This is a genomic window from Pseudoalteromonas sp. SR44-5, from assembly GCF_014163675.1.
Taxonomy (GTDB): domain Bacteria; phylum Pseudomonadota; class Gammaproteobacteria; order Enterobacterales; family Alteromonadaceae; genus Pseudoalteromonas; species Pseudoalteromonas rhizosphaerae.
Genome location: NZ_JACJDT010000010.1, coordinates 39,966 through 60,319, shown reverse-complemented (window position 1 = coordinate 60,319; position 20,354 = coordinate 39,966). Strand labels below are relative to the sequence as shown.

Annotated in this window: 15 protein-coding genes; 2 read left to right on the top strand and 13 right to left on the bottom strand. The window is 39.6% G+C overall.

The features are described from left to right. Window positions 1-3: 3 nt before the first annotated feature. The 3 genes from H5154_RS07810 to H5154_RS07800 form a co-directional block, all read right to left on the bottom strand. Window positions 4-885: a peptidylprolyl isomerase gene (locus H5154_RS07810; protein WP_182717944.1), complete on the bottom strand. Its 882-nt coding sequence runs from the start codon at window positions 883-885 to the stop codon at window positions 4-6. A 306-nt stretch (window positions 886-1,191) separates the two neighbouring features. Then, complete coding sequence (locus H5154_RS07805; protein WP_182717943.1) at window positions 1,192-4,878, bottom strand: translocation/assembly module TamB domain-containing protein; 3,687 nt, start codon at window positions 4,876-4,878, stop codon at window positions 1,192-1,194. Next, complete coding sequence (locus tag H5154_RS07800; RefSeq protein ID WP_404936183.1) at window positions 4,878-6,593, bottom strand: autotransporter assembly complex family protein; 1,716 nt, start codon at window positions 6,591-6,593, stop codon at window positions 4,878-4,880. The genes H5154_RS07805 and H5154_RS07800 overlap by 1 nt, the downstream gene beginning before the upstream one ends. Before the next feature lie 174 nt (window positions 6,594-6,767). Between H5154_RS07800 and H5154_RS07795 the strand changes: the two genes are divergently transcribed. Next, complete coding sequence (locus tag H5154_RS07795) at window positions 6,768-7,103, top strand: ribonuclease E inhibitor RraB (protein ID WP_182717941.1); 336 nt, start codon at window positions 6,768-6,770, stop codon at window positions 7,101-7,103. A gap of 21 nt (window positions 7,104-7,124) precedes the next feature. Here H5154_RS07795 and H5154_RS07790 read toward each other — a convergent pair whose 3' ends face one another. The 10 genes from H5154_RS07790 to H5154_RS07745 all read right to left on the bottom strand — a co-directional run bounded on the left by H5154_RS07790 (window position 7,125) and on the right by H5154_RS07745 (window position 19,371). Then, window positions 7,125-8,882 carry a DEAD/DEAH box helicase gene (locus H5154_RS07790; RefSeq protein ID WP_182717940.1) on the bottom strand — a complete coding sequence of 586 codons (1,758 nt, stop codon included), beginning with the start codon at window positions 8,880-8,882 and terminating at the stop codon, window positions 7,125-7,127. An 82-nt stretch (window positions 8,883-8,964) separates the two neighbouring features. Continuing rightward, on the bottom strand, window positions 8,965-9,267 hold the full coding sequence (locus H5154_RS07785) for an H-NS family nucleoid-associated regulatory protein (RefSeq protein WP_149982916.1): 303 nt from the start codon (window positions 9,265-9,267) through the stop codon (window positions 8,965-8,967). A 307-nt stretch (window positions 9,268-9,574) separates the two neighbouring features. Beyond that, window positions 9,575-10,345, bottom strand: a complete 771-nt coding sequence (locus tag H5154_RS07780; protein WP_182717939.1) for a hypothetical protein — start codon at window positions 10,343-10,345, stop codon at window positions 9,575-9,577. A gap of 253 nt (window positions 10,346-10,598) precedes the next feature. Further along, window positions 10,599-11,153, bottom strand: a complete 555-nt coding sequence (locus H5154_RS07775; protein WP_182717938.1) for a DUF1439 domain-containing protein — start codon at window positions 11,151-11,153, stop codon at window positions 10,599-10,601. A gap of 95 nt (window positions 11,154-11,248) precedes the next feature. After that, a complete protein-coding gene (locus H5154_RS07770; RefSeq protein WP_182717937.1) occupies window positions 11,249-13,933 on the bottom strand; it encodes a DUF349 domain-containing protein in 2,685 nt (894 codons plus the stop codon). Beyond that, complete coding sequence (locus H5154_RS07765) at window positions 13,923-14,204, bottom strand: YeaC family protein (protein ID WP_016707757.1); 282 nt, start codon at window positions 14,202-14,204, stop codon at window positions 13,923-13,925. The genes H5154_RS07770 and H5154_RS07765 overlap by 11 nt, the downstream gene beginning before the upstream one ends. A gap of 1 nt (window position 14,205) precedes the next feature. Then, window positions 14,206-14,532, bottom strand: a complete 327-nt coding sequence (locus H5154_RS07760) for a hypothetical protein (protein WP_149982912.1) — start codon at window positions 14,530-14,532, stop codon at window positions 14,206-14,208. Window positions 14,533-14,713: 181 nt separating this feature from the next. Beyond that, complete coding sequence (locus tag H5154_RS07755; protein ID WP_182717936.1) at window positions 14,714-16,219, bottom strand: sodium:alanine symporter family protein; 1,506 nt, start codon at window positions 16,217-16,219, stop codon at window positions 14,714-14,716. A 369-nt stretch (window positions 16,220-16,588) separates the two neighbouring features. Continuing rightward, complete coding sequence (locus H5154_RS07750; RefSeq protein ID WP_149982910.1) at window positions 16,589-17,719, bottom strand: carboxypeptidase family protein; 1,131 nt, start codon at window positions 17,717-17,719, stop codon at window positions 16,589-16,591. A gap of 209 nt (window positions 17,720-17,928) precedes the next feature. After that, window positions 17,929-19,371 (bottom strand): glyceraldehyde-3-phosphate dehydrogenase, encoded by a 1,443-nt coding sequence (locus H5154_RS07745; protein ID WP_145241596.1) that lies wholly within the window; start codon window positions 19,369-19,371, stop codon window positions 17,929-17,931. A 176-nt stretch (window positions 19,372-19,547) separates the two neighbouring features. Between H5154_RS07745 and H5154_RS07740 the strand changes: the two genes are divergently transcribed. Then, on the top strand, window positions 19,548-20,348 hold the full coding sequence (locus tag H5154_RS07740) for a DUF2989 domain-containing protein (RefSeq protein ID WP_182717935.1): 801 nt from the start codon (window positions 19,548-19,550) through the stop codon (window positions 20,346-20,348). The last annotated feature ends 6 nt before the right edge of the window (window positions 20,349-20,354 follow it).

The following is a 20,354-nucleotide window of genomic DNA, read 5'->3' as shown; positions in this document are numbered from 1 at the left end:
TCGCTAACTTTCTAGCTCACTAACTCTTTTAGTTGGTATTGACATACCGCATACATCAACATAATTAGGCGTTTCTACAAACCATGCTTCACTGCGATTTTGACGCGCTTTAATCAACATTTTAAAACTATTAGAATCTGTTTTTAGCATCTTAAATTGACTCAGGTCCTCTTTGCTTATATCAGCTAAAACTTGCAGATCCGTTATTGGATTAAATTTCTCTCCTGCTGTTTCTATGCGTGAGAGCAGATTAAAATGAGCCATGCCTTCTAGCACCCGGCCAAATACGGTAATATTTCTATCTAAGTAACGAGGTCCATGACCTAATGTGACATAAAACTCAGTGCCACCGCTGTTAATATCATTATCCCTTGCCATCGCAAATATACCGTTACAATGTACTTGCCAAGTTTGGGTTTGCGCTTCATTTTGTGCCACTGCAAAGCCATTTAAAAACCCCGTGATTGCAGCGTAACCATCTTCTCTATCCAGTTCGGTAATTTTAAGTGCCATTTTAGTCGCTAAATAAAACTCAGCAGGTACAGCTTTACTTGCAGTGTTAATTACTTTTTTACCACTGGCATCACCGCCTTGGGCTACAAAACCTTCCACAAAACGGTAAACACTCAAACCTCTATAAAAGCCTTCACGAGCAAGTTTTTTTATATTCTGTGTGTGTTTTGGTGCAAGTAATGGATTAAGTTCAATATACGCCGCGCCCGAAGGTAGAGTAATTTTAATGATATTATCAGTGTCTACCATTCGCCATTCTGATGCGCTTACATTACTCATTACATCACTGACTGTTGGTTGTTCAACCGTGTTTGCCACGCTTGTTTGACTCAAGATTAACGCAACCGCAGCTAAGCATGATTTTTTCAACATATCCCACAACTTTTTTTATTATTAGTGGTGCTACATTATTGGGTTAAGGTTTTTTTATCAAGCCAAAATTGTTGTTGCTGAATCGGCGCACTGCGCGGCAATAAGGGATTGCGAAGCTGAACAATTAGACGATTTTTTAAATTAGCTTGCGCAATAGTGATAGCAGACTTACTTAATACCAGTGCGAGTAACTCAGCAGGATAAGGATGACCTTCGGCTTAGCTAACACTTAATTGCGTGTTAGCTAAGCCACTAAAAAAACAAAATAAATAAGCTAAAATATAGGCTCTCAATGCATCATGACCATTAATCTAAATCGAATTTATAAAGAATATCAACATTTTGATACAGGCCACTGGTGATTTCAATGTATAACTGCGACAGTAACTGATAGCGTACAGCCACTTCACTAAGGGAGTCAAAAATCCCCACACTGTATTTCACTTGAATGCCTGGCGCAACGTAACCCGAAATTTCAACTTTGGTTTCCTCGCCGCTCCCCTTAGAGCTCAAACTCACATCAGATAAACCAAACGTTTCACCAACTTTAGAAACCATTCCTTCGCTGCGGCTCACCCCTTGCGATAGCAACAACTGAGTTAACATCGCATCGGTTGAGCTGTCTCCTTCACCTAATGGTTGACCATTTAACAAGTAAGCAAGTGATTGTGCTTGATCCATTGCTGGTTCAGAGAACACTTTGAATACAGGCTGATCGATATTGCCTGTTAAAGTGATCCCGGCAATAACATCATTAGCAGTATTGTCTGGATTACGGATCGCTTTAATATTTAAGTACGGCTTATCAATTGGGCCACTAAAACCAATTTGCCCGGTACGAATTATCAAATCTTGACCAAATGAACGATATGTACCTTGTCGTAAGTTCAATTCACCGGTGGTGATCATTGGCGTTTGTTGATCCATTTTAATCGCTAAATCACCTTCAATTTTTGACTCCAGACCAAAAGATTTTATACGCACATCGTTTTCAACAATTAGCTTTAAGTTTATATCGTAATCAAAAGGCACAGCTTGCGTTTGCTTGGTCTGCTTATCAATAATAATCTCATCATCACTGACTCGCACAGCGCCTTCTGGTAACTCTTCTATTTCTATTCGACCATACGGGACAACCACTTGCCCTGCTAGTTTAAAAGCATTATCAACTAAACTTATTTTTAAGTCTGGGGAGATCTTAAAAATCACTCCTTGCTGCGCACGCACATAAAACTGCTCACCAAGTACCGCTAAGTTAACTGCAGGTTGAGTCCCTTGCCAATCAATATCACCGGTCAGTGCTAAGTCACCGCCTTCAGCATCTTTTAACTGACCCTCTAAGGTCGCTTTGGTTTTATCAAATGCGATACTAATATTTGAATCCACAATCGCGACTGGAAGTTGCTCGCCTTGTAAATTCACGTCGGAAATCTCAAGTTCACCATTTAACAATGGCGCACTGAGCGTGCCAGCTAACGCAATTTGCCCGCTAATACTGCCTTTTAATTGCTCTAGAGTACCCATAAAAGGCTGTAAATCGGTTAATAAAATCTTATCAATCATAAGTTGACCACGAAGCAATTGCTGACCAGTTAAATCTTCAGCATTGAGGTCAGCACTGATATCACCAATCACACTAGAACTTAGACGAGCCTGCAATTGTGTATTTTGTTGATCCGCGGTCGCGTTAAGCGAAAACGTTTCTATTGGTAAACGATAGCGCTTATCTTCATTTATAAGCGTAGCCGCCAAATCATGTGAGCTAATTGCTGCTGTTAAAGTTTGTAATTGAGTGTTTTGCCAATTCGCATTTAGTTGGCCGTTCAAGCCCCCTTCGGTAATAATATTCTCAGGTAATAAATGTTTTATTTCGGCTAGATCAAAATTATCCAGTTGCGCTTTAAACTGACCTTGTTGGTTAGTTTGGCTAAGCTGCTCAACGCAAAGTTTGCTATTGTCACTTTTCCAGCAATGTTGCTGCACCGAAAAATCGCCATTGTCGATATTAAATTCAATTGCAACCGCCGGTTGTGTGCTAACACGAATAACATTATCAGTAAGTAATACATCACTGACACGGCCTTGCCATACTTGATTAATAAATTTACCAGCAACTTCAAATTGAGCTTCTCCGTCAGCGGCATCTAAATTAAGTTGCAGTTGATGATCAGCTTTATCACCTGCAGCTGCTATAGTAAAACTGTTGATATGACGACCAGATACGCTCGCATCGGTGAGTTTTAAACTCACATTGGTTTGCCAATCAGCGGCATAATTAAAGTCTGTTTTGAGCGCTAAATGTTCAATCGCAATATCAGCAAAGCTTAAATGACTGATGCCAACATCTAAATTAACTATCGGCTCCAATCGTTGCCCAGTTATCGCAAGCTTACCTTCACCAACGCCGGTAAATTCGAGTTCATTTTGCTGCGCTTTATTTAAATGTAACAGCCCTTTAATATTCCACTGCTTAGTGATATCACCAGATAATGTAAGTTTATTTTCACCACTGGCAAGCTCAAACTTATCAATACTTGCATACAGTGAGTTATTTAAATCAAAGTCTGAGGCAAAGCTAAATGGTATATCGTTCAGCGTACCAGCTAGCTGAGTATTGGTCATTTTCAGCTGCCATTGCTGCTGCTTAGCACTGAAAACACCGTTAAATTGCCCTGAAAGATCACTTGTTAGCGCATCTGTTAGGTACTGGGCTTTCAAATGAGTTAATTGCCCTGAAAACTCACTATGAATACCTTTATCCCAACGCGCAGACGCTGTAATAGTGGCTTTACTCTCGTTCGCTAACAATGACAAGTCATCGACGTGGATCTGGGTTAGGCCACCTTTAAGAGAGGATTTTAACTGTACCTTTGGGTATGCCACCAACTGACTTTGTGCTATTAGCTGTAACTTATAATCATCAGCATTACCTTTGCCAGTTAACTGCACATCACTAATCTCTAAAGCGTTGTTATCTACTTCAAGCTGCCACTGAGTAATATTTGCATTGACTGAAAAAGGAAAGTTTATCGTTTTTAAATCTGCGTTTATTTTTGCACTTAGCGGATATTGCCCTTGGGTGACTACATCTAGTTGCAAATCGTGTAAATCACCATCCACAGCCAAACTGAGCTGATGCTCTGGATTGTTAAGAGTTATTTTTGCCGTAACCGGCGTATCATCAACTAAGGAGGCTTTTAATTGGCTACTCAAATGCCATTGCAAATAGTCAGCACTGAATGAAGGTAATATCAGTTGGTTTTTTGCAATTGAGAAAGCACCTTTAATATCTGTAATTTCATGACTTTGCTCACCCTGTACAATCGTTACTTTCGATACCAATAATTGCTCAAGTGTTGCTGCAAGCGGCGAGCTAAAATGGATGTCAGGTAACGCCGCAAGTGCCGTTAGTGGTTCGCTAGGAGGTGATTGAGTCTCTTTGAGCAGCACATCAACTTGAGCAATTGAGAGTGAGTTTAACGTCACCAGGGATTGCTCTGCCGAGGCTGACAGCGCAAATTTTGTCACTGTGACATCAGCGCTGGGATGAGCAAGCTTAAACGATGCAATTGCGATACGTTTAATCGAAATTGCTATCGGTAAACTGATTTCATCAGTACTACTGGCAACTGGCAGCTCTGGAACAGTCGCTTCATCATCAGCTAAATTTTGTGAAGTATCGGGCAATACCAGTGCCATGCTCTGCGCACTTATATTTTCGATGCAAATACCTTCACATCCCCACCAATATAGATCGAGTTTTAAGTTTTTAGCATTAAAATCTAAGCCACCTTGTTGAAACCGCACATCAAATGAATCGTTATATAAAAAACGGCCATTGTTAATATCTATGTGTAAGCCATCGACTAGTTTGTTTGCGGTATAGGCAATCAACTGATTACCCGGTGCTGTAAATAATAAACAAAATACCAGCACGAATACCGAGGCAAGAAACACTGTGAGTGCGGTGATGATTTTTTTCATTCTTGACATTAAATTTCAGGCCCTATGGTAATACTTAATCGTGTACTGTTACTTTCTTTAGTGAGTCCCCACGCGTGATCAATTCTCACAGGGCCTACTGGTGTTAAATAACGAATACCAAACCCAGCCCCCACTTCTACACGGTCAGTAAAGTCATTGGTCGCTGTACCGCTGTCTACAAATAAGGCTGCTCGCCAACTTTCTGCAAACTGGTAATTATATTCAACAGTACCTGTAATTAGATATTTACCACCAATCAAACGACCGGCTTCATCTTCAGGTGATATTGATTGATATGCAAAACCACGTACGCTTTGATCACCACCAGCATAAAAACGCAGTGAAAATGGTACGTTATCAATATCATCAACCAACATTGCACCAATATTTGCTTTTAAAAAAATCAGATGTCGGTCAAGGTATGTTTGCAACCAAGCATTTTGTATCTGCATTCTGACGATATTAGTGGTTGAAAACATGTCCTTTAAGCCAAACTCTGCCGACACCAGCCATTGATATCCTGATGATGGTGTTGTGCCTCCCTCAGCAACTTTTTTAGCGTAACTGAGCCCGGGCATTAACATTTTTGAGCTTTGCTCTGTATCGCCAATTCGGTATGTTTCACGATCGCGGCGTAAAAAAGCGGTACGAACCCAGTTATCATTGGTCAACCATTGCCGTTGTAGTTGCCCAGTGAGAATTTTACTGTATACGTCGTTAGTTAACTCATCTTCTAACTTGTAACCAACAGAAAAACGCCATAAGTCATCATTTGGATCATCAACAGGGACAGTGTAACCAAGTGAAATATCTTGCTGACGCTGTGACACATTTAAGTTACTTTCAAGGTAGTGGCCATTTTCAGTGATCCAAGGCTTAGACCATTTAAAACGCACTTTGGGCCCCAGATCTGTACTGTAGCCGCCGCCTATTTCATAACTATTGGCAGGTTTGTGTAGCACGTCAACCCTAATAGGCACTTGCTTATTTGCACGATTAGAAATATCAGCGTAAACACGTACGCTGGCAAAATAAGGAGTGGTTGAAAGCGCTAAGTTATACTCAGATACCAAGGTTGCTTTATAAGCTTCACCTTGCTGAAATTTTGCAATAGAACGGATGTATTTTTCAGCTCGAGTTTCTTCACCTAAAACTAACTCACCAAATTGATAACGAACACCGGTGTCGATCGTTAGGATCACTTCAGCACTGTTATTCTTTAATGAAATTGCGAGTTGGTGTGCTAGCCATTTAACATCAAAATATCCTAACTCAAGCAATTGCCCTTCAATTTTTTTACGCGCCGCATCATAGTTACTGTGATTTAAAATATCCCCTTGATTTAAATTAATAGTGTTGATGCTATGCTTGAGTAGAGGGTCATCTTTACCATCACCTTGGACAGTAATACGTACGTCTGCAATTCGTGTTACAGGTCCGCGCTCAATAGTGGCCACTAAGGTTTGTGTTTCATTATTATAATTTAACTTAATGGTCGGTTTATAATAACCAAGTGCTTTTAAACTACTCGCCACTTGTTTTTTTGCATGACTTAACAAAGTACTGGTTGCATTGTCACCTTCTAATTGTTTTAAGTACAGCGCAACGTTTTTTTCAAGATCGCCCTTAATACCATTAATTTCATAACTAGTTACCACTTGCGCAGCTGCAAATACATGAAACGAAAAAAATAAAAATAAACCAACCGCAAAGCGAGTTAATATCCAACTAGGCAAGTAATTTCCTTACTTAAAAACAATTTACCGATAATTATTGAAATAGTACCATATTGAAGTCACTTCACGCAGTAACTCAAATGTGAAAATTAGTACGCTTATGTGCTTTATTTTGGTTACAATAGTCGATACTAATTTGAAATAATTTTATTGAGTTTTTAAATGCACTTTCCTGATGATGACAATGGCCAACTTTTAGCTGAAATCGCCGCTGCGGGTATAGATTTGGCCCAAATGCACAAAATTGATTTCTATATTTTATTTGAGCAAAAAGTAGATGCCGAAAAGTTTGCCACCGCGATAGCCAAAGATGAACTCTCCCCTGCCACCGAATTAGTGCAATGCACAGACACCGGTATTTGGGAAGTGGTAACTCAGGTAGAGATGGTGCCAGATCACACTTTACTTGGCCAAACAGAGCAATATTTAGAAAGTATTGCAAATGGCTATAACGGTTATGGTGATGGCTGGGGATTAATGGATGGCGACGACGCCTAAGTCTAAAATCAGTTAAGCTTATTAATAGCTTAGCTGATTTGCCTTTCTGAAGTTACCTTGATAATCAAATAGTTTATCGGCAACCTTCCAGCCATATTTTTTACTCTTTCTAGCAATAACAAAATCCGGTGCAACAAGCTGCATCTGTCCAGCAATAACTTGTCCAGCTGACTTATATTCTGTGGGTGTTTGACCATTAGCAGTACCCTGAGCAAATTGTTTATTAAACGCATAACGGGCGCCGGACTTTGAGAAATCATAAATTTCATCGCAACTAGCACCATCTTCATCATAATAAGTAACTTTAATAATATGTTCGTTATTTGCAAGGCTAACAACACTTAAACCACTGCAACGTAATACCAATGCATCTTTTAAATTTAATGCAGCACGTAGTTTATCATCAGGATCAGCCATTACCTCATGGCAAGACTGGCACTGACGTGCGGCAATATCATTTTGCGCACCACACGCTTCACATTCTTTAAAGCGAAAACGGTAATCACATTGCTCTTTTGAGCCATCATCATCTTCGAGTAAACCTTGGCAGCGACGGCCAAAATGCTCAATCACTTTACCTTGTGTATCGGTTTTTCCCCAAAATATATTGGCAAAACCACAACCCGGGCAAAGTACTTGTACAGGCTCGTTATCACTATCGCCTTTTTTACTTCCTACTTCGGGGTAAAATAAGTCAAAGCCATTACCTGCATAATCAATTACCAAACACTCGGTTTTCCCTTCGCTTAAACGCAGGCCTCGACCAACAATTTGTTGGTATAAACTAACCGACTCTGTCGGGCGTAAAATAGCAATAAAATCAACATGAGGCGCATCAAACCCAGTGGTGAGCACCGATACATTGACTAAATACTTTAGTCGGCGCTGCTTAAATTCCATAATAATACGGTCACGTTCAGCGTTAGGAGTATCCCCGGTGATCAAAGCCGTTTGTTGTTCAGGCAAATAACCATAGACTTCTTTTGCATGCATTACAGTCGCAGCAAAAATCATGATCCCTTGGCGTTGCTCGCTGTACTGAATAACTTGCTGCATAATAGCTTTGGTTGCTCTGCTATGCTTTTCTAGCAACTGGTTCATATCATCGGCTGTATAGCGTCCGAAGGAATCACTTTGTAAAGAAGAAAAATCATAATGACTGATCGCCGCATCCACTTCCTTTGGCGCAGTCAAATAATGATGCTTGATCATATAACGTAGGGGTAGTTCAAAAATACATTCTCGAAATGGACTCGCTTTATCGCCTCGAACAAAACCATGATAATGACGATAATAAACCCAGCCCATTCCCATACGATAAGGCGTAGCGGTAAGTCCAAGTACTTTTAACTGCGGATTATATGCTTTTAGCGCAACGATCACTTTTTGGTACTGGCTATCTTGCTCACCACTGACACGGTGACATTCATCTATGATCACTAACGAATAATGTTCGTTAAGTTGCTCAAGATTGCGTGACAGCGATTGGATACTGGCAAACGTTACTTGATGTAGCAATGACTTTTGTTTTAAACCCGCAGAAAAAATACTCGCCTGAAGGCCAAAGCTTTTATATTTTTCAGCATTTTGCTCAACAAGCTCTTTGACATGGGCAAGTACTAAAATTTTCTTTCTGGCAATTCGCGCTAACTCAGCGATCACCAAGCTTTTACCTGCACCCGTAGGTAATACAATTAAAGCAGGATCTGAGGTTTTACGAAAATGAGCGACAGTGCGATCAACCGCTTCTTGTTGATAGGGTCGTAGTACATACGTCATAGTGGCAACTTCGAAGGGGTCAACAAATAATGGGGTAATAACTATTTTGTAAATAAAGAGGGGGTATACACCCCCTACAGTATTAAGCTAAGTGGTCGGTAAGTTCAACACCTTGGAATGCTTTAGGGCGTTTACCACGGCCAGTCCATTCAACAATTTCACCCTCAAACTCAATACGGTATTTAGGCATTACTTTTGTGCGTTTATCGTTGGCACCGTCTTGAAGATCATCAAGAGTAAGACCTTTTGCTTTTAACAGATCAAGTACTTCTTGTTTCGCTTGCTGCTGCTGCGTATATTTTGCAATCGCATCGCCAAGTAATGCCTGTGCTTTTTCTAAGTCTGATAGACTCGCTGATTTAATAAAAGCTTTAACTTCTTTCATTTTTTACTCACTAAGTTGTAAAGTTATAAATTAGATATGATTCAACTAAATTATAAGCCTATTCTTTAAAATAGGCCAAGCTGATTAAGCAGTTTTTAAGGATTTTATTTAAACTAAGATTAATCAATAAGATTAGTATAGTCATTTATTAAAGTTAAGTGGTTTATTATTCACTTTATCAGCGCTGAAAAATATACTTAACATGCTTAATTAACATAAATAGTATGTAATCGCTTTATTTTAAAACGAACGTTCATCTCAATATTTTCGCAATTACATAAATTCATTTGATCACTTTATAATACAACTACATCGACGTTATTAGCGTTTTAAACCGCCCCTCTAAACCAATATCATTAATGTTTTTTTCAAGACCAATAGAATAGGATTGCTTTTGGTCAGCCCAAGATAAACTCGTGTACACATTATCGCTATTGTCTTTAAGTACATAAAGGACCCCAGGGTTGCTATTTACATAATAATTCACCGCGTCCGCATCAATATATACGCCACTGCTTTGACTAAAACTAAACATTTTTATAATCACAGTACCAAACGTATCATTCTTGACAATCTGAGTTAACTGATCCCAACCGCTACCGGCAATAAAATTTCCGCCAACGGTTTTACTCATAACAGTAAATTCTTGTTGCAACAATATATTATCTAAAGCAACTGTGTCTCCTGCAAATTGCTCAGACAAATTAGTTTGGTCTGCGGTTGATTGCGCAGCCATGATTTCAGGTTTCAAGCTGTGCAGAAATAGTTCATGGCCATATTTTTGCTCTGCAATGACTTTATCAATATCTTTGATCTGAGATGTGTCGACTAACGCAAACCCATTCGTTTTCGTCTCTACAGCGAGCCGTATATAGTCTGTATCTTGAGCTGCATTAACTTTATCATGTTCGTGCAGTTCAATTGGCGTTTCTGTAAAAGAAAACACCTGAGCGCCCTGCTGTTGCGCTGCATGTTCTGCAAGAAAAGGATTAGAATTTAAATCGGGCTCATTAGCAAAAGCTACAACCGAGAATACAGCTATCATCGTTGCACTGAATATCACGTTACATTTTTTCATAATAGGCTCTTTATCCATAAAGAAGGCAATTAAGGGTGTTTAACTAACAATCAGTATAGTCGATTAAACACACAACTTGTACCTATATAATAAAATTATTCTTTTAATTTATATCTCGATGACGGTTATAAATAGCAGCCCTTATAGCGTGTACCTCCCCTTTTAAATTAAGCAACAACCACCTTACTTATATTTAAACAGATACAAAAAAGCCCTGTACGTGCAGGGCTTCAACCATCTGAATAATATTAGTTTAAATGCTAGGTACTAATTTAATTGCGCCCTGCTCTACTTTCATATCTAAAGGTAATTTACTTAATAGCGCAACCTTAGGATCATTCATATTTAATCTATAGACTGGGTTTACAGCTAAAAATCCGTTAATAACTTTCATTGCTTCATCATCAAGCACCGCTAGGTTTCCCTTAAAACCGCCCGCGTCGATAGTTGAATCAAGCAATTTTACATTCCGTAGAAATACCGCTTTTTTCTCACTATCATAAAATGGCGCACCTTCTATTTGCAGCTTCAGACGCACTGGGTATTTAAGTGCGAAAGCATTTATAACAGCACTCGAATCTGCACCTAATACGATTACATCACGATTATCAGGGCCGACATTCACGCTTAAATCATTCACATTAAACTGTACAGGTAACCCCATCAAGCTGACTTCTTCACTAAGTTTTGGTAATTGCTGGTTAAGTGCTGTTTCAATTTCGCTGCTAGTAAATGAATAAACAGATACGCCGTTCGTGGTGTTACAAGCAGAGAGTAATAAACAGCTAATTAATAAAATATACTTCATTGTTTTTCCTTTACTATAATATTATCGTCAAAAACCAAATAAAAACAAAAGCCGCACAACGGCGGCTTTATTTAATCTGCGGCGCCCTAGATTATTTAAATGCTAAATACCGCTTTTAAACGTCCTAGTGTGTCAGCATCAACTGAACCTTGAGCCAGAGCCAATAACTGTTTTAAGTAATAATGTAGATCAGCTTGTTCACCGCGATGCTTATCGTCAAGCATTGCAACCTGCTCAGCCATACGAGGTGCTCCCTCAGGACTGGCAACATTAGCTAGAATTTCCATTCTTAACATCAGTTGCGTAATGGTTAAATGCGTATCAGCACACCCTTGCCATTGTGCAGGTATTGCTTGCTGGTTTTCAAGCGCACTAAATAAAGCGCTAAAATCAGCCTGTGCTGCTTGTTCTGTCAGCACGGCTAATTTACCATCAATGTTAGCTAATAGCTTTTGCATGCGGTTATTTAATTCTTTGCTCCCTTCAAGCACAATTAGCTTAGTGCGTAAATCTAGTAATTGCGCTTTTTGATTAACCGCTGGTAATGCGTCTTCAAGTTCACTCAACTGTGCTGCGATAACTGCGTTGTCGGCGGCTTGTTGCTGCTTATGCTGAGCAAACTCTTCACTGCGTTTGGCAAATGTCACATCGTTGCATTGACGGAATTTTTGCCATAATGCATTTTCAGCTTTTACACCCGCAAAGCCTATTCCCTGCCACTGCTGTTGCAGCTCTTTGAGCTGCTGACAAGCATCAGCTAAGTCTTCACTTACTGATAATTGCTGTGCTTGTTCAACGAGTGCATTTTTTGCTGCCGCGTTGCTTTTATGAAACGCATTCAACGCATTGAATACTTGCTGTTGCTGCGCTTTATATTGTGTTTGCAAAGCACGGTATACTTTTGGCTCTACATTACCAGCATTACGCCATACTTTATTGATACGATTGTATTGGCTTTCAAACTCTTTCCAATCAAACTCATCGCTCGTCGTATCAGTATCAGCCAATGATTTCATCTGAGTGATAATCGCTTCGCGTTCAAGTTTCGTCGTTTCGCGCTGTTGTTCAAGTTGCGCAAAATGTTCACGACATGGTGCAAATAATAGCTCTATCTTGTCATCAAACTCTTTACCTTGCGCCTGCTCTTGCTCGGTATCTAAACGTCCAAGCTCATTCCAACGACGGCGTAATGTTTTCACTTCGTTTGCGCGCGCCTTGGCATCTGTGCAAGGTTGATTGAGCAAACTGGTAATTTCAGTTAGTAGCTCTTCACGCTTAGGGGCAGACGCATACTTTTGCCAATCACGAGCATTTTCTAACTGCTGCTCAAGATCTGCTTTGACTTTTTCAAGACTTTGCTGACTAACTGGAGTTAACGTTTCATACAGCTCAATAAAGCCTTTAAACACACCAAATGCAACATTAAAACGGCCTTGTTCAATAAGGCGCTGAACATCGCGTCCTTTGCGAGTAGCTTGTTGCTGATTTTTTGTTAATGTATCACTAATAGGTGCAACAGCTTTATTCCAGCGTTGTTGTTGCTCATTTAATTGTGCTTTAAAAGGCCCTTGTAACGGCTTAGGTAACTGAGCTAAAGATGCATTCGCCGCTTTATACGTCTGCTTAAATTGGCGATTAGCCTCATCATAATTTGCTTGGTCAATATCGTCAGTGTTGATACTGCTCAATTCTTTTAATGAAGTTTTAAAAACCCTGATCGCTTCACTAAGCTCTGGTAATTTAGCTACTTGCTTAAACAAACTTGTTAATCTGCCAGTCACTTGGTTTTTTTGCCCGCCGTCTTGCAGTTCGCTTTGTGTCAGTGTTTCCTGTGCTTGTGCAACTTTAGCTTCCAACCAATCTTGTTGTATTTGCTCTGGTGTTTCTAAGCCAACTTGTAGCGCATTTTCAATTTCATCACTTAACGCTTCTAAATTTGCCAACGCCAATAATTGTCGTTGCTGCTGAGCTAACCGTTGTTGTTGCTGCTCATGAACAGCTTGTAATTGACTAACTAACTCATTTAATTTTTCGGTTAGTACGATGTATTTATTTGCAACCGTCTCGCGTTGTTCTGGATTTAACCAGGTTAGATCAAGTGCCTGCCATTGCTGGGTTAACTCACCATATTGTTGAGTAACAAGCGCATAGTCTTGTTTTTCACGTAATGCATTAAGTTTTGCCAAAATAACACGAGTATCATTTTGTACTTTTAATGGCATTTCAATTGCTAAACGCTCATTTTCTATATGCGTCTCAAGGGTTAATTTTGCCTCATCATGTGCATGCTTAACTAAGCTTTTCACTAATTGATGGGTGATCACTTGCTCAACAAGGTGCACTTGTAGTTCGCTTGAACCTTCTTTGAACGCCTTTTCAACTAACTTAGGATTAGCCAAACGTTTTAATAGCTTCGCTCTTACTTGCAGTTCTTTTTCTGCAAATGCAAGTTTTTCAAGCGTTTTTACCGGAGCAAAACGCTCTATGTATTCGTTTTTAATGTGGCTAGATAAGTTACTTTCATCACTCAGTACGGCATTTGATATATGCTGTTCTGCTAATTCTTTTAAACTTTGATCTTGTTTATACGCCTGCCACCACAGCACTAAATCATTGACTTTATTAAGCGCTTTTTTACGGATCTCTGCTGAACTATCTTCCAGAGCTAATGCATTTAAAATCGTCGCATCACGCTCTACATCTAGCTTTTCAATTGCCTCTAAACGTACTTGTTGCTTCGGGTGCTTCCACTTCGGGGTAAAAAGGTGTTTAAAGATCATGTTCACTAAACCTTGCTATTTCGTTGTCTGCGGTAAATTCTTTTTGCAATTGTGCTTTGGTTTTTTGCACCATTTCACCATTAGAACCGATGGTGAATTGCTCATTTGTTTGCGCTACTTTTGCTTGGTAAAGCATGACTAATTGCACTGTCTGCTGCTTTTGCTCGTCACTGAGTACCGTGCCATCAGGCCACTTACCTGTTGCGGCACCATACTGGAGGCGTTCGAATAATTCTGGGGTAATTGTTTTTACGAGATTATCGATGTTCATGTCATTTTTTCTTTTTTAAAGTCACTAAAATAACGCGGTTTATTAAATACCAAATACAACCGATTGCAATGGCTGCGGAGCATGCGTACCACGATGGAGTTTCAGGTTCTGGATGTAAAAAGTATAAACTAAAGAATCCACCTAAAAATATCAGTAAAGCAAAAAAAGAATGATTCATAAACATTTGTTGTTTTTGAATGCGTTTTTCGCGCGCTAGCTGTTGACGTTGTTCATCATCAAGCTGCGCTACATTATTCTCACAGTGAGGGCACTGTTGGTGTTTATCGGATATTGACTTATTACAACTAGGACAACGAACAATTGCCATATCTTTCTCCATACTTCGCATAAAAATCTACGCATAAAAAAGGCGCCTTGCGGCGCCCTTTATTGTACGTGTTTTATTTGTCGTTGTCTTTTTTCAATTGCAGCCAATAGCTGAGATCCGAAAAACAACGAGTATCTAATTTTTACAATAACCAAAACATCTCTGATTACACCACTCAATCCTATAACTGAGAGTCTTTTGATTGTTTTGCGAGACGCTTTTCCCAAAAAGTAGCGTTTTTGATCCCTAACTTAACAGGGTCAAATGTGATATCCCCGCCTTTTTTCTTCTGATCTTCGTAATCGCGCAAACATAATAGCGCAGGTCTAGCCACAAAGAATATTGATAAAATGCCCAATATATTTATCCAAGCCATTAAACCTACACCAATGTCACCAATACTCCAGATATAACCAGAGCTGTTTACCATGCCATATGACACCATAAACATAATCACAAATTTCACCATCACAAGCGGAATAGTACCTTTAAAATAACGATTTAAATATGCGATATTGGTTTCAGCAATATAATAATAAGCAAGTATTGTAGTAAAAGCGAAGAAGAACAATGCAATTCCAACAAATGCTTCACCAAAACCACCAAACACGCTGAATAAAGCCATTTGCGTGAAAGCAGCTGAACCAACTTCAGTTGCAGCATCAACGTTTTGTACAATAAATTGCCCTGCAGGTAATTCACCCACTACATTGTATTGCTGGGTAATTAAAATCATTAATGCTGTCGCAGTACAAACAAAAATAGTATCAACATAAACAGAAAAAGCTTGCACTAAACCTTGTTGGGCTGGGTGATCAACTTCGGCCGCAGCAGCTGCATGCGGTCCGGTACCTTGACCAGCTTCGTTAGAATAAATACCACGTTTTACACCCCAACCAATAGCGGCACCAAAACCGGCCTGTGCGGTAAACGCATCTGTTATGATTAAAGAGAAGATATCAGGTACTTTATCGATATTTAAAAATACCACGATTAAAGCTAATACTATGTAGCCTAACGCCATAAATGGCACCACAATCTGAGTAAAGTTAGCAATACGCTTAATACCACCGAAGATAATAAACGCTAAAACAATAAGAATAATTGCCAAAGCAACCAATTTAAAGCTACCAACTTCACCAAAACTCGTTGAAACCATAGTGCCATCACCAAACACTTGGGTAAACGCGTTGCCAACTGCATTGGCTTGCACGCCCGGCAGAAAAACACCACATGCAATAATTGCCGACACGGCAAATAAAATCGCCAGCCATTTTTGTTCTAAACAGCGATCAAAATAATATGCTGGGCCGCCGCGATATTGGCCATCTTCTTCTGTTTTATAAATTTGCCCTAATGTAGATTCGGCGTACGCGGTACTTGCTCCTAGAAAAGCCACTATCCACATCCAAAAAATAGCACCAGGGCCACCAAAGCCAATTGCTGCCGCTACACCGGCTATATTACCAACCCCTACTCGTCCAGATAACGACACAGCCAATGCTTGAAAAGATGAGATCCCTTTATCTGAGGTGTTAGGGCTAAATAGTAATTTGCACATTTCTTTAAAATGTCTAACTTGAGCAAATCGGGTTAATACAGAATAGAACAAGCCTGCGCCTAGGCATAAATAGATGAGTGCATTACTCCAAACAACATCATTAACAGCGCTTACAAAAGCTTCCATGGATATCCTCTATAGTTATATTTATTATTTTCTAGTTACGATACTCTGCTGTAGCTACTCAGAATGCGCGACATATGGCTATGGGAAATAAGGTAACAACATTACTACCTCCCCTGCAACTTTTTGAATATTAACTTAAACGATCTAAGTTTGTTAACACTTATTTTTCAAAACAACTACTTGTAAAACTTAATTAACCCTACGTGGTTTTATGCAGGTAACTTAAATATACGGCTCGAACAGAGCTTGGAAAAGATTTAAGTAACACATTAAACAAATATCATCGCTTTATTAGCGTCGCTAATGCCATTCATCGCGATTAAAAAAACTAAGGGCATCGATATGAATGATGCCCTTAGTACAAACGCGTTATCTTAATTTATCTACTACGTTAACAATCGCAGCCAAGGTGTCTTGGCCAAATTGATATGAACGGCGATCTGACCAGCCATAATCAGGATCTGGTAAACCATCGTTATCCTTAAATGGCATTTCAACCGTATAAGCAAGCGCTTTAAATTCTTCTGCAACAGCTGATGACCCCACCGTTAGATTGGCTTGACCTGGCTCATCTTTCGGGTAACCGTGGACATCTTGAAACTCAGGAGTCACTATGTGCAATGCCGCTTTAAAACTGTCTTCTAAGTCTTTTAAGCGTGCATCATAGCTTGGGATACCTTCACTACCGGCTACAAAGTTATATGGAATCGCTTCATCTCCGTGAATATCAAGGTGCATATCAACACCGGTCTCACGCATTTTATTTAGCACTAAATATACTTCTGGGCTATTTTCCATGCTGGGAGTTTGCCATTCACGATTTAAGTTAACTCCTTTTGCGTTAGTACGTAAATGCCCGCGAGCACTGCCATCAGGGTTCATGTTCGGTACGATGTAAAATACCGCTTTTGATAACAATGCTGCTGCATGTGGATCTTCATCATCTAATAACTTATGTAATACACCTTCAACAAACCATTCGGCCATCGTTTCGCCTGGATGTTGACGGGCTGTTATCCAAATAGTTTTCTTATTTTCATCACTTTCGCCACCAATGCGCAGTACGCTCATATCACGGCCATCAAGTGTTTCACCTAAGGTTTCAAGCTGACAGGCTTCTTGGCTTTGTGCCCATGTGATTAGATCTAAGTGACGCTCGTAGCTATATGGTGCAAAGTAAGCAAAATAAACACAGCCACATTCTGGCTCAATCTCAAATGATAACGTGCCATCAGCATAGTTTGAAGGAACACGAAACCAGGTTTGGCGATCATATGATGCAACTGCCTGATAACCTTCCCAGCCGTCAGGATAAGCTGAATTTTCAAGGTTATTGATATGTAATTTATGGCTTTGAAAAGGTGTTGTTTCTAAACGGAAATGGAACCACTGAAAAAAATCAGATAAATGATCTTTATTGATCTCAAGCTGAATATTAAGTGGATCGGTCGCGGCAATGACCTTGATATTGCCACTGTCAAAATTACTGGTGATTTTCATTTTATTAAACCTATATATGAAAAATTAATCGCTAACTCATCGCTTGTTAGTTAGAAATTAAATAACGCCTCACTATAATGGACGCATTGTTATTAAAATGTAGCAAACTGGATACAGCCTACCACATGGCTTGGGTTTTGAAAAAACATTCATGACTAAAAAAGCCAGCGAATGCTGGCTTTTTGTAAAGATTTTTAAGCTATTACCAATTAACGTGGCAAGCTTGGGAATGAAACCTCGGCCATATCGCGCATACAACGCACAACTTGGCAGCTGTAACCAAACTCATTATCGTACCAAACATAAAGTACAATACGGTTGTCATCAACGATAGTGGCGGTTGAATCAACTACACCCGCATAACGACTGCCGACTAAATCGGTAGACACAATCTCAGTAGAGGCCGTGTAATCAATTTGGTCGCGTAACTCTGAATGCAGAGCAGCATGGCGTAAGAACGAGTTTAACTCCTCAACCGTGGTGCTGGTCGCAAGGTTTAAGTTCAAAATAGCCAGAGACACATTCGGTGTAGGTACACGGATTGCGTTACCCGTTAATTTGCCTTCAAGTTCTGGTAATGCTTTTGAAACAGCTTTAGCTGCGCCAGTCTCAGTGATCACCATATTAAGTGCTGCGGCACGGCCACGACGATCTGCTTTGTGGTAGTTATCAATCAAATTTTGGTCATTAGTGTACGAGTGAACTGTTTCAACGTGACCATTGTTAATACCAAACTTATCATTAAGTGCTTTTAATGTTGGTGTGATTGCGTTGGTAGTACAGCTTGCTGCACAAACAATTTTATCTTCCGGTTTGATATCGTGGTTATTAACACCATATACGATGTTTTTGATATTGCCTTTCGCCGGTGCTGTTAATAGTACTTTTGCAGCGCCTTTTGATTTTAAATGTAAGCCAAGGCCAGCTTCGTCTTTCCAGATCCCCGTATTATCGACGATCAATGCGTTTTCAATACCATATGCTGTGTAGTCAATTTCATCTGGAGAGTTAGCATAGATCACCTGAATGTAGCTACCATTGGCTTTTATTGCATTACGTTCTTTATCAATGGTGATTGAACCATTGAAAGGACCATGAATTGAATCACGACGTAATAGGCTAGCACGCTTTTCAAGGTCGCCGTCTTTACCACCACGAACAACGATTGCACGTAAGCGTAAATCCGCATAAGGACCTGATTTTTCAATTAACAAACGCGCTAGTAAACGACCGATACGACCAAAACCATATAACACTACATCGCGTGGCTCTTTGGCTTGTGAGTTTACAATTTCAGCTAACTCGTCGTTTAAATACTCTTCGATAGAACGACCATTTGCAACATCGTTAAATAAATAACCATAAGCCAGTTTACCAATATCGATACGGGCAGAGTTTAAATCCATTTTGCTAATAGCTTCTAAAAACGGAAAGCTTTCGCGTAAACGTAGTTTAGTACCTTCAAACTGTGCCACTGTTTTGTGAGATTTGATGATATCAATTGTACTGGCATTGACGAGAGGACGGCCATATACCGCGATTTCAATACCACGATTACGATAAAGCTTACCAATGATAGGTTGCATGCTTTCTGCGTAATCTTGGCGTTCTTGCCAACTATTTGTGTATTCTAACTCGTGAGATGAGGTCATTTTATTTACCTAATTAAACAATTTTTGAACGGATAGCCATAAGACGTATTGAATTTTGAGAGCAACACGCCTCAGTGGGCTTCGCTATTCTAATTTAAACTAACTTTATTCTCCACTGTTAGAGATCAATTCATTACGCTAGAATAACAAGGTAATTATTAAGGTGAGGTTAAGGGATGTTACTAAGAGCAAGTGTTTTACTGAGTTTTTTGGCATTAACTGGGTGTGAAGAACCGTTGACACTTGCAAAGGTGTGTAAAGAAACCCCAGGTTTATGTAATGATTTAAATACCGATAGTCACTGTAAAGCACAGCGTGCTGATGTGATCATGGCGCGTTACCATGAATACAAACAACCGACTGACGATAACAAATATTTATTATTAAAGGGTTTTGAAAAATACGATAGATGCGTATCGCTGGCGGCAAAAATTGAGCATATCAAGTTAAAAGAAAAAACCACCTCCCGCGTTGAAGCGCATTTAACCAGTATCAAGGAAATGACACGGTTATTTCAAGATACCAAAAATACTAACCACCCTGGGTTGTTGTATTATCACTGGTCACGCAATAATGACCAATCAGCCCTGACTAAATTACTTGCGCTTGAAAACGATCCTAGTGTCACTGAGGACGCTGAAATCCAGTTTTTCTTAGCCAGCTACTATATTAAGTTTGATGAAGATAAGACCATAGACTTACTGTATAAAACGTTAGAGCTAAACAAAGCTGAGCAAACTCCAAACCCCGAAATATTCACCACATTGACCAGTTTGTTTTATAAGCAGGAAAAATATAAGCATGCCTATACTTTTGCAAAAATTGCGCAGCTTTCTGGGATAACCAATGTTGAAATATTCCCAATTGAACAGCAGCTAACAGCAACAGGAAAAAGTCTCAGCGGATTAGATACCCTCGCACAGCAAACCTACGACAGTATTCAAGCTGGGCAGTTTGTTTCACCACGGGATTTTTAATCGCGT

Coding starts and splice junctions, on each gene's coding strand:
- H5154_RS07810 (WP_182717944.1), bottom strand. CDS start 885: ATGTTGAAAAAATCATGCTTAGCTGCGGTTGCGTTAATCTTGAGTCAA.
- H5154_RS07805 (WP_182717943.1), bottom strand. CDS start 4,878: ATGTCAAGAATGAAAAAAATCATCACCGCACTCACAGTGTTTCTTGCC.
- H5154_RS07795 (WP_182717941.1), top strand. CDS start 6,768: ATGCACTTTCCTGATGATGACAATGGCCAACTTTTAGCTGAAATCGCC.
- H5154_RS07790 (WP_182717940.1), bottom strand. CDS start 8,882: ATGACGTATGTACTACGACCCTATCAACAAGAAGCGGTTGATCGCACT.
- H5154_RS07785 (WP_149982916.1), bottom strand. CDS start 9,267: ATGAAAGAAGTTAAAGCTTTTATTAAATCAGCGAGTCTATCAGACTTA.
- H5154_RS07780 (WP_182717939.1), bottom strand. CDS start 10,345: ATGAAAAAATGTAACGTGATATTCAGTGCAACGATGATAGCTGTATTC.
- H5154_RS07775 (WP_182717938.1), bottom strand. CDS start 11,153: ATGAAGTATATTTTATTAATTAGCTGTTTATTACTCTCTGCTTGTAAC.
- H5154_RS07770 (WP_182717937.1), bottom strand. CDS start 13,933: ATGATCTTTAAACACCTTTTTACCCCGAAGTGGAAGCACCCGAAGCAA.
- H5154_RS07765 (WP_016707757.1), bottom strand. CDS start 14,204: ATGAACATCGATAATCTCGTAAAAACAATTACCCCAGAATTATTCGAA.
- H5154_RS07760 (WP_149982912.1), bottom strand. CDS start 14,532: ATGGCAATTGTTCGTTGTCCTAGTTGTAATAAGTCAATATCCGATAAA.
- H5154_RS07755 (WP_182717936.1), bottom strand. CDS start 16,219: ATGGAAGCTTTTGTAAGCGCTGTTAATGATGTTGTTTGGAGTAATGCA.
- H5154_RS07750 (WP_149982910.1), bottom strand. CDS start 17,719: ATGAAAATCACCAGTAATTTTGACAGTGGCAATATCAAGGTCATTGCC.
- H5154_RS07745 (WP_145241596.1), bottom strand. CDS start 19,371: ATGACCTCATCTCACGAGTTAGAATACACAAATAGTTGGCAAGAACGC.
- H5154_RS07740 (WP_182717935.1), top strand. CDS start 19,548: ATGTTACTAAGAGCAAGTGTTTTACTGAGTTTTTTGGCATTAACTGGG.